8 protein-coding genes are annotated in these 9,893 nt (G+C 60.2%); 1 reads left to right on the plus strand and 7 read right to left on the minus strand.

All coding sequences use genetic code 11. From position 1 onward, the window contains the following. The 6 genes from VGU61_RS03540 to VGU61_RS03565 all read right to left on the minus strand — a co-directional run. The coding region (locus VGU61_RS03540; RefSeq protein ID WP_414691589.1) for an ABC transporter permease subunit at positions 1-279 on the minus strand (279 nt) is incomplete at its 3' end. A gap of 135 nt (positions 280-414) precedes the next feature. Beyond that, positions 415-1,629, minus strand: a complete 1,215-nt coding sequence (locus VGU61_RS03545; protein ID WP_326857721.1) for an ABC transporter substrate-binding protein — start codon at positions 1,627-1,629, stop codon at positions 415-417. 48 nt (positions 1,630-1,677) lie between these two features. Beyond that, a complete protein-coding gene (locus VGU61_RS03550) occupies positions 1,678-2,385 on the minus strand; it encodes an ABC transporter ATP-binding protein (protein WP_326857722.1) in 708 nt (235 codons plus the stop codon). Further along, the gene (locus VGU61_RS03555) at positions 2,386-3,156 is read right to left on the minus strand and encodes an ABC transporter ATP-binding protein (protein ID WP_326857723.1); all 771 of its coding nucleotides are present in this window, start codon (positions 3,154-3,156) and stop codon (positions 2,386-2,388) included. Positions 3,157-3,450: 294 nt separating this feature from the next. After that, on the minus strand, positions 3,451-5,079 hold the full coding sequence (locus VGU61_RS03560) for a GMC family oxidoreductase (protein WP_326857724.1): 1,629 nt from the start codon (positions 5,077-5,079) through the stop codon (positions 3,451-3,453). Between the two features lie 304 nt (positions 5,080-5,383). Beyond that, positions 5,384-6,904: a CoA-acylating methylmalonate-semialdehyde dehydrogenase gene (locus tag VGU61_RS03565; RefSeq protein ID WP_326857725.1), complete on the minus strand. Its 1,521-nt coding sequence runs from the start codon at positions 6,902-6,904 to the stop codon at positions 5,384-5,386. A gap of 215 nt (positions 6,905-7,119) precedes the next feature. On the opposite strand from VGU61_RS03565, the gene VGU61_RS03570 reads away from it, so the two are divergent. Further along, the gene (locus VGU61_RS03570) at positions 7,120-7,995 is read left to right on the plus strand and encodes a LysR family transcriptional regulator (protein WP_326857726.1); all 876 of its coding nucleotides are present in this window, start codon (positions 7,120-7,122) and stop codon (positions 7,993-7,995) included. A gap of 315 nt (positions 7,996-8,310) precedes the next feature. On the opposite strand, the gene VGU61_RS03575 is transcribed toward VGU61_RS03570, so the two are convergent. Then, a partial coding sequence (locus VGU61_RS03575; RefSeq protein ID WP_326857727.1) for an L-glutamate gamma-semialdehyde dehydrogenase occupies positions 8,311-9,893 on the minus strand: 1,583 nt, incomplete at its 5' end.

Here is a 9,893-nt window from a genome sequence, read left to right on the forward strand (position 1 = left end):
CCAGCGCAGCATGGACTTTTCGATGAGGATGCCGAAGGCGCCCACCAGAAGCGGAGCGGCGAAGAGCATGATCCAGTAGTTCACGCCGAAGTAGTTCAGTCCCATCCAGGCCAGGAAGGCGCCCATCATGTAGAGGGCGCCGTGGGCGAAGTTGATGACGTTGAGCAGGCCGAAGATGACGGCCAGGCCGAGCGAGAGCATGGCGTAGAACGAGCCGTTGACCAGCCCGAGCAGCAGCTGGCTCAGCATCGCTTGCAAGGGTATGCCGAATATATCCATGGCGGTATGTGGAAAAAGAGGCAGGAGAAAAAAAGGCCCTTGGAAACAGGGCCTCCGTCATTCCAAACCCGCGATGAGTAAGGAGCCTGGGGTTTGAAATGACAGACGTTGTTGTTATCGACTACAGACGCGTGCTTATTTCCACAACGCGCATTTGCTTTCAGCCTTGGTAGTGAATGCCTGATCGCCGGGGATGGTTTGCACCACCTTGTAGTAGTCCCATGGATACTTGGATTCCGCCGGTGTCTTCACCTGCATCAGGTACATGTCGTGGACCATGCGGCCGTCCGGGCGAATGACGCCGCCCTTGGCGAACATGTCATTGATCTTCGTGCTCTTCAGCGTCGACATGATCTTGTCCGCGTCGTCCGTACCCGCCGCCTTCACCGCGTTCAGGTATTGCATGGTCGCGGAGTAGTCGGCCGCTTGCAGCATCGACGGCATCTTCTTCATCTTTTCGAAGTAACGCTTGGCCCATTTGCGCGTTTCATCGTTCTGGTCCCAGTACCAGCCGTCGGTCAGGTACATGCCCTGCGTCAGCTTGGGCGTCAGCGAATGCACGTCGTTGATGAACATCAGCAGGCCGGCGAGCTTCATCGAACTGGTGATGCCGAACTCGTTGGCCGCCTTGATCGAGTTGATGGTGTCGCCGCCGGCGTTGGCCAGGCCGAGGATCTGCGCCTTGGAAGACTGCGCCTGCAGCAGGAAGGACGAGAAATCGGAAGCGGACAGCGGATGCTTGACCGATCCGGCGACCGTACCGCCCGATGCCTTCACCACGTTCGCCGTATCGCTTTCCAGCGACGCGCCGAACGCATAGTCTGCGGTCAGGAAGTACCAGCTCTTGCCGCCCTGCTTCACCACCGCGGAGCCGGTGCCTTTAGCAAGCGCGACGGTGTCGTAGGCATAGTGCACGGTGTAGGGCGTGCATTCCTCATTGGTCAGGCGCGCCGTTCCTGCGCCGATCGCGATGAACGGTTTTTTCTTCTCGACCGCCACCTTCGCCATCGCCAGGCTGGTGCCGGAATTGGTTCCGCCGATCAGTACATCAAGTCCTTCGCGGTCGAACCATTCGCGCGCCCGGCTTGCGGCAACGTCAGCCTTGTTCTGATGGTCTGCCGAAAGCACTTCGATCTTCTTGCCGTTGACCGTGCCGCCAAAATCGGCAACGGCCATCTTGATCGCCTCGACGCCGCCCTGGCCGTCGATATCCGAGTACAGGCCGGAAATATCCGTGATGAAGCCGATCTTGATGACGTCACCGGAAATCTGTGCCGATGCGGACGCAGACAGGCCGCAGGCGAATACGGTCGATACGGCGAGTGCTGCAGCTTTTAAAGTCAACTTCATTGTCTTCTCCATTGATATAAGTATTGATGCTTGTATTGCAAAGCCAAGTTACACGCCGAGCAGTTGGTTAAGCACCGGCATCTTGGTGTTCAGCTCCGATGAAGCAAAGGTTTCAACGATCTGACCATGCTCCATTACATAAAACCGGTCCGCCAGCGGTGCGGCAAACCGGAAATTCTGTTCCACCATCACGATGGTGTAACCCTTCGCCTTCAGGGTCGTGATCATGCGCGCCAGCGCCTGCACGATCACCGGCGCCAGTCCTTCCGAGATTTCGTCGAGCAACAGCAGGCGCGCGCCGGTGCGCAGGATGCGCGCCACCGCCAGCATCTGCTGCTCGCCGCCGGACAGCCGCGTTCCCTGGCTGGAGCGGCGTTCCTTCAGGTTCGGGAACATGTCGTAGATCTCGTCGACCGACATGCCCTTCTCCTTGGACACCGCCGGCGGCAGCAGCAGGTTTTCCTCCGCCGACAGCGACGAAAAGATGCCGCGCTCCTCCGGGCAGTAGCCGACGCCGAGATGGGCGATGCGGTGGGTCGGCAGGTCGATGACTTCGGTGCCGTTGATCCGAATCGAACCCTTGCGCGAGCCGGTCAATCCCATGATGGCCCGCATGGTGGTGGTGCGACCGGCGCCGTTGCGGCCCAGCAGCGTCACCACCTCTCCATGGTTTACCGAAAAATTGACATCGTGAAGAATGTGCGATTCGCCATACCAGGCATGCAGGTTGACGATTTCAAGCGCTTTGTCTGCCATTCAATGCGCCCCTTCCAAAGCACCGGAGGTCGTACCCATATACGCTTCCATCACTTCCCTGTTGCTTGAGACCTCGGCATAGCTGCCTTCGGCCAGGACGGCGCCGCGCTGCAGCACCGAAATCTTGTCGCTGATGCCGGACACCACGCTCATGTTGTGCTCCACCATCAGGATGGTGCGGCCCTGCGAAACCTTCTTGATCAAGGCGGTGACGCGGTGCACGTCCTCATGGCCCATGCCTTGCGTCGGCTCGTCGAGCAGCATCAGTTCCGGGTCCATGCCGAGCGTAGTGGCGATTTCCAGCGCACGCTTGCGTCCATAGGGCAGGTCGACGGTGAGCGTATCGGCGAAGTTTTCCAGGTCGACCTGGGCCAGCAATGCCATGGCGCGGTCATTGAGCGACGACAGCGTTTTCTCGCTCCTCCAGAAATGAAAACTGGTGCCCAGCGGCCGCTGCAACCCGATACGCACGTTTTCCAGCACGGTCAGGTGCGGGAATACGGCGGAGATCTGGAACGACCGGATGATGCCTTGGCGGGCGATCTGGGCCGGTTGGGCGGAGGTGATGTCGCGCCCGTTGAACAGGATCTGGCCCGATGTCGGCACCAGGAACTTGGTCAGCAAATTGAAACAGGTGGTTTTTCCGGCGCCATTCGGGCCGATCAATGCATGAATATGTCCACGCTGTACCTGCAGATTGACATCATTGACCGCCGTGAATCCCTTGAATTCCTTGGTCAAGTGCCGGGTCTCCAAAATTATATCGGCCATAGTTTCTCCCCGGGAATTATTCTAACTGCATACTACAATGACAACGACCGGCTTACGGGCCTAATCCTATTGTGGAAAACCCGTAGTGAGGGCAAATTCAGCCTGTTTCTGCCAGTGTACGGACGAAAACTGACTAAAACCTGACCTCTCCGGCGCTGCTTCGGCAGCACACCATATCGACCTATCAGGTCCGCTGGCAATGATTCAATCAGATTTCGTGCACATTATTTGGCCTGCATCAATCGCCTTGTGAGTTGCAGGCCACGATGAACAAACCGGTCATGCTCCAGCCTGCTAGCCACGTCCCTGCCGAATGAGCTGCGCCGTCTTCTCGGCGATCATGATGGTCGGCGAATTCGTATTGCCCGAGGTGATCGTCGGCATGACGGAGGCGTCCACCACCCGCAGGCGCGCGACGCCCTTTACTCTCATCTGGCTGTCCACCACCGCCATCGGATCATCGTCGCGGCCCATCTTGCAGGTGCCGACCGGATGGAAAATCGTGGTGCCGATATCGCCGGCGGCCAGCGCCAATTCCTCGTCGGTACGGTACTGTACGCCAGGCTTGAACTCTTCGGGTTTATATTTGCGCAAGGCGGGCGCCGCGGCGATCGTCCGCGTCAGCGTCAGCGCATCGGCCGCCACTCTCCGGTCTTCCTGCGTGCTGAGGTAATTCGGCATGATCTTCGGCGCGGCGAACGGATCGGCCGACCCAATGCGCACATGCCCTCGCGACGTCGGCCGCAGGTTGCATACGCTGGCGGTAATCGCCGGAAAGGGATGCAGGGGATCGCCGAAACGCTCGAGCGACAGCGGCTGCACATGGTATTCCAGGTTGGCGGTTTCCTGCGACGGGTCGGACCGCGTGAATGCACCGAGCTGGGAAGGCGCCATCGACATCGGCCCGCTGCGCGACACGGCGTATTCCATGCCGATCTTCATCTTGCCGAACCAGTTGTTGGCCATCGTGTTGAGCGTCTTGACGCCCTGCACCCGGAAAGCCATGCGCAACTGCAGATGGTCCTGCAGGTTCTCGCCTACCCCGGGTGCATCGACCACAACCGGAATGCCATGCTGCTGCAGCAGCGACGCCGGACCGATGCCGGAAAGCTGCAGAATCTGCGGCGAACCGACCGCGCCGGCGGTGGAAATGGTTTCGCGCACCGCTTCGGCGAACCATTCCTTGCCGCCGCCGGTGAATTCCACGCCGGTGCACACATTGCCTTCCGGCGTCGGGACGACCCGCAGCCGTTTGACGTGACAACCGGTCATGATTTCCAGGTCGCCTTTCCTGCCGGCGGTCGATTTCAGGAAGGCCCGCGCGGTATTCCAGCGCAGGCCCTCTTTCTGATTCACTTCGAAATAGCCGCACCCTTCATTATCGCCACGGTTGAAGTCGTCCGACTTCGGAATCCCGACCTCCGCCGCCGCTTCGCGGAATGCGTCCAGGATTTCCCATGACAGCCGCTGCTTTTCCACCCGCCATTCACCGCCGCTGCCATGGTAATCATCGGCGCCCTTGTGGTAATCCTCCGTCTTTTTGAACAACGGCAGCACCTGGTCCCAGCGCCAGCTCGGGTCGCCGGTCAGCTTCGCCCACTGGTCATAGTCGCGCGCCTGGCCGCGCATGTAGATCATGCCATTGATGGATGAGCAACCGCCCATCACCTTCCCGCGCGGGTAGATCAGGCTGCGGCCGTTCAAGCCGGGATCGGCTTCGGTCCGAAAACGCCAGTCGGTGCGTGGATTGTCGATGCAATACAGATAACCGACCGGGATGTGAATCCAGATGTAGTCGTCCTTGCGGCCGGCTTCGAGCAATAGCACCGAGACCCCGGCGTCCCGGGCCAGGCGGTTTGCCAGCACGCAGCCGGCCGTACCGGCGCCGATGATGATGTAGTCGTATTTTCCGGCCAGTTCCACTTGTTTATCCCCTCTTGCAGTCGCGAATTACCGCAGGCGCCCGCTTTGCCGCCGACGCCGTTGGTTTACCTTTGTAGTTGATATATCTGAATAGTAGTAGTTGTTAACACCCGCGCGATCCTGTGGATAACCCCGTAAACCGAAATGGAATCATCCACTTGCGCGCCGCACAACCCCCTGAATAAGGGGTGTATCGGTCAAGGATGGATTCGGGATAAAAAAAACGCTGTCCCGTTGTTCAAGGCTTATCCCGTTTACGTCCAGCGTTTATGCAGCGGGTTATCCACAGGCCGCCGCAGGGCGGCTATTTCGCGACCGGCATGGTGAATTCGGCACCCTTGACGATCGAATCCGGCCAGCGCTGCATGACCGACTTGTAGCGGGTATAAAAGCGGATGCCTTCCTCGCCATACGCATGGGTATCGCCGAACAGCGAGCGCTTCCAGCCGCCGAAGGAATGCCATGCCATCGGCACAGGGATCGGCACGTTGATGCCGACCATGCCGACTTCGATGCGGCGCGAAAACTCGCGCGCGGTGTGGCCGTCGGAAGTGAACAGGGACACGCCGTTGCCGTATTCATGGTTATTGATCAACTCGACCGCGGCGGCGAAGTCGGGCACCCGCACCACGCACAGCACCGGGCCAAAAATCTCTTCCTTGTAGATGGTCATGTCGGGCGTGACCTGGTCGAACAGCGAGCCGCCGAGGAAGTACCCCTGTTCATGACCGGGCACCGTGAAACTGCGCCCGTCGACCAGCAGCTTCGCGCCGGCCTGAACGCCCTGCTCGATGTATCCCTCGATCTTTGCCTTGTGGGGAGCGCTGACCACCGGCCCCATTTCAGCGTCGGCTTCCATGCCGTTCTTCACCACCAGCGACTTCACCCGCGGGATCAGTGCCTCGATCAGCTTGTCGGCGACGCTGCCGACTGCGACCGCCACTGAAATCGCCATGCAGCGTTCGCCGGCGGAACCGTAGGCGGCGCCGATCAGGGCATCGACCGCCTGGTCGAGGTCGGCGTCCGGCATCACCACCAGGTGGTTCTTCGCGCCGCCCAGCGCCTGTACCCGCAGCGGGTAGGCGCCCTTGCGCTTCGCGCCTTCGGTATAGATGTACTCGGCGATCGGCGTCGAGCCGACGAAGGACACCGCTTTCACATCCGGATGATGCAGCAGCGTATCGACCGCCACCTTGTCGCCCTGCACCACGTTGAAGACGCCGTCGGGCAGGCCGGCCTGCTTGAACAGGTCCGCCACCATCAGCGACGGCGACGGATCGCGCTCGGACGGTTTCAGGATGAAGGTATTGCCGGTCGCAATCGCCATCGGCGCCATCCACATCGGCACCATGAACGGGAAGTTGAACGGCGTGATGCCGGCGGTCACGCCGAGCGGCTGGCGCAACTGCCAGTTATCGATGCCGCCGCCGATGTTGTCGGTGAACTGGGTTTTCATCAATTGCGGGATGCCGCAGGCGAATTCAACCACCTCGATGCCCCGCGTGACTTCACCGCGCGCGTCGGAAAACACCTTGCCGTGTTCGCGGGTGATGGCGGCTGCCAGGTCGTCATGGTGCTTGTCGAGCAGATCCTTGAACTTGAACAGGATGCGGGCACGCTTGAGCGGCGCGGTTTCGGCCCAGGCGGGCGCGGCGGCCTGGGCGGCGGCGACCGCCGCCTGCACTTCCTGTTCGCTGGCCAATGCCACCCTGCCGGTGACGGCGCCGGTGGCGGGATTGAAGACATCCTGCTGGCGACCGCTGGTGGAGGCGACGACGCGGCCGTTGATGTAGTGCTGAATGTCGGTGGTGGAGAGCTTGTTCATAAGGATTCCTTTGGCGGATGGGCGATTTTTTGCAGAATATCGCCCATCCGAAGGGAAATCCAATGAGTTATTATCAATTAGGATATAAGGCAGGCTTATGGCGTTCTATGCCAAACCCGCCGTAGAGCCCCTTTCCCTCTAAGGGGGAAGGAGTTGGCTCGCTTACAACCTTTCCACGTTGTCGCTTGCAGGCGGCTCCGATTCAAAGGACCCACATGGACTTCATCCAGCTCCGCGCCTTCGTCACCATCGCCCGCGAAGGCAGCCTCACCCGGGCCGCCGAGCGCCTGCACCTGACCCAGCCGGCGGTCAGCCTGCAGATCAAGTCGCTGCAATCCGCGCTCGGACTGCAATTGTTCACCCGCACGCCGAAAGGCATGACGCTCACCGATGACGGCGCGAAACTGCTGCCCTTCGCCGAGCGGGTCATCGAAAGCATGGCCGAATTCCGGCAGGGTGCGGATGCGCTGCATTCGACCCTGACCGGCCGGCTGGCCATCGGCACCATCCTCGATCCGGAATTCATCCGTCTCGGCGCCTTCCTGAAAAGATTGGTCGAAAGTTATCCGCAGTTATCCACCGAACTGCATCACGGCATGTCGGGCTGGGTCTTGCAGCAAGTGAAATCGGGCGACCTCGACGTCGGCTATTACCTAGGCACGCCCGGCAAGGAATATCACCACCAGGCGCTGACCACCTTCACTTACAACGTGGTGGCCCCGCAGGGCTGGAAGAACCGCGTCGCCGGCAAGGACTGGCAGGCGCTGGCCGCCCTGCCGTGGATCTGGGCGCCGCCGGAGTCGGTGCATAACCGCCTGCTGACCAGGACGTTCGGCCAGTACAAGACCATGCCGAAGAAAGTGGCGCTGGTCGACCAGGAACCGTCCATGCTCGACCTGGTGAAGTCCGGCGTCGGGCTGTCGCTGGTCAGGGAATCGATTGCGCTGCGGGAGGCGCATATCCATGGCCTCGTCATTGCCGATGCGGTCAGCCTGTCGACCGAATTGTCCTTTATTACATTGACAAAACGAAAACAGGAACCGGCAATCAATGCCGTTTTTGCACTGCTGAAAGCCCTGTGGCGCAGCTGATTGCCCTTGTGAACATCTATCCGCCGCGCATCTGTGGATAACTCATTGCATAAACGCTGGACGTAAACGGGATAAGCCCGAAGATCTTCACACCGGCTTTTTTTGTCCAAATTCCATCCTTTGGCAATACACCGATTATTCAGGGTTTATGAAAATCCCAAATCGCTGATTTTCAACGGGTATACCGAGTTATCCACAGACGTTCGGGGGTGTTAACAACTACTACTATTCGTATATATCAATTCTTAATTTAAAACCCGCCCCCTCTTCAGCCGCTATCCACCCCCGGCAAACAGCACTGAAAAAACGACCGGATCAGGCTTGCAAAGTCATCAGGCTGGCGTTGCCGCCGGCAGCGGTCGTATTGATGCAGACGGCGCGTTCGGCTGCCAGGCGCCACAGCGGTATTGCCGCGGTTGCCGAAGTTTCAATCCACGACACCAATGCGTCGTCACGGGTCGCTAGCAGAGGTACAAGCGAGGAAACGGTCGACGTTTCCAAAAGAGCGAAATGCAATGCGCTCGACGATGTGGATATGCTGTCGATGACCCGGATCGATGCGATGACCGTCGGCGGCAGATCGGCCGGGATCAACAGGCTTGCTTCCTTGTCAATAACAGCGGAATTTCCAGTCGCCGTTACCGCTGCAAGCTGGTTCAGCAAAGCAGCCAAGGTGCTTGCCCCGCACAGTACGGCGCCGCGTGGTGCAAACGACAAGGTATTGGTTTCACCGGTCGGGCCAGGCAAAGCGATGACGGCGCCCAAGGGCGATTTTTTCGCATACGCTGTCGCCAGGGCTGAAAGAGATGGATCTTCCTGCTTCTTCAGCCAGGCGCACAGATCGTCGAACGCGGGAATCGATGTCTTCACAGCCGGCAGCGTCGCGTCGGGATGGCGCTGCAGCCGTTTCAGATACAGGGGCCCGCCCGCTTTCGGCCCGGTACCGGATTTGCCCTCGCCGCCGAAGGGCTGCACACCCACCACGGCGCCGACAATATTGCGGTTGACGTAGATGTTGCCGACATGCGCCTGCGAGGTGATGAATCCGATGGTTTCGTCGATGCGTGAATGAACGCCGAGCGTCAATCCGTAGCCGGTCGCATTGATCGCCTTCACCAACTCCGGCAACTGGTCCCGCCGGTAACGCAGGACATGCAGCACCGGGCCGAATACTTCCGATGTCAGTTCGGACAGGGACGCGATTTCAATCACAGTCGGCGCGATGAAGGTGCCGTTCGCCGATGCGGCCGGCAAAGGAAGCTGGAATACCTTTTTGCCAAGCGTTTGCATGTGGTCGACATGCCGCTGCAGCCGTCCGCGTGCTTCGTCGTCGATCACCGGGCCGACATCGACCGACAGGCGGTCGGGAACGCCGATGGCCAGTTCCTGCATCGCACCCTTGAGCATCTTCAGCACCCGGTCGGCGATATCTTCCTGAACGCACAGCACGCGCAACGCCGAACAGCGCTGGCCGGCGCTGTCGAAGGCCGACTGGATCGCGTCTTGCACGACCTGCTCCGGCAAGGCGCTGGAATCGACGATCATTGCGTTCTGTCCGCCGGTCTCGGCGATCAGCGGAATCTCGCGTGCTTCCGCGACGGCGCGTTTCGCCAATGTTTGATTGATCAACTGCGCCACTTCGGTGGAGCCGGTGAAGATCACGCCGCAGACCCGTGCATCGGCAACCAACCGGGCGCCGACCGTGCCGCCCTGCCCCGGCAGGAATTGCAGCGCGGCTGTCGGAATCCCTGCCGCATGCAGCAATTCGACCGCGCGCCGGGCGATCAACGGCGTTTGCTCGGCCGGCTTTGCCAGCACGACGTTGCCGGCGGCGAGCGCCGCGCTGATTTCGCCGGTGAAAATCGCCAGCGGGAAATTCCATGGGCTGATGCAGACCA

Origin of the sequence: Noviherbaspirillum sp. (assembly GCF_035944575.1) — a bacterium.
Lineage (GTDB): Bacteria > Pseudomonadota > Gammaproteobacteria > Burkholderiales > Burkholderiaceae_D > Noviherbaspirillum.

What these genes read in the sequence shown, in the direction of transcription:
- VGU61_RS03545 (WP_326857721.1), bottom strand. Translation starts at nt 1,629, where the DNA reads ATGAAGTTGACTTTAAAAGCTGCAGCACTCGCCGTATCGACCGTATTC.
- VGU61_RS03550 (WP_326857722.1), bottom strand. Translation starts at nt 2,385, where the DNA reads ATGGCAGACAAAGCGCTTGAAATCGTCAACCTGCATGCCTGGTATGGC.
- VGU61_RS03555 (WP_326857723.1), bottom strand. Translation starts at nt 3,156, where the DNA reads ATGGCCGATATAATTTTGGAGACCCGGCACTTGACCAAGGAATTCAAG.
- VGU61_RS03565 (WP_326857725.1), bottom strand. Translation starts at nt 6,904, where the DNA reads ATGAACAAGCTCTCCACCACCGACATTCAGCACTACATCAACGGCCGC.
- VGU61_RS03570 (WP_326857726.1), top strand. Translation starts at nt 7,120, where the DNA reads ATGGACTTCATCCAGCTCCGCGCCTTCGTCACCATCGCCCGCGAAGGC.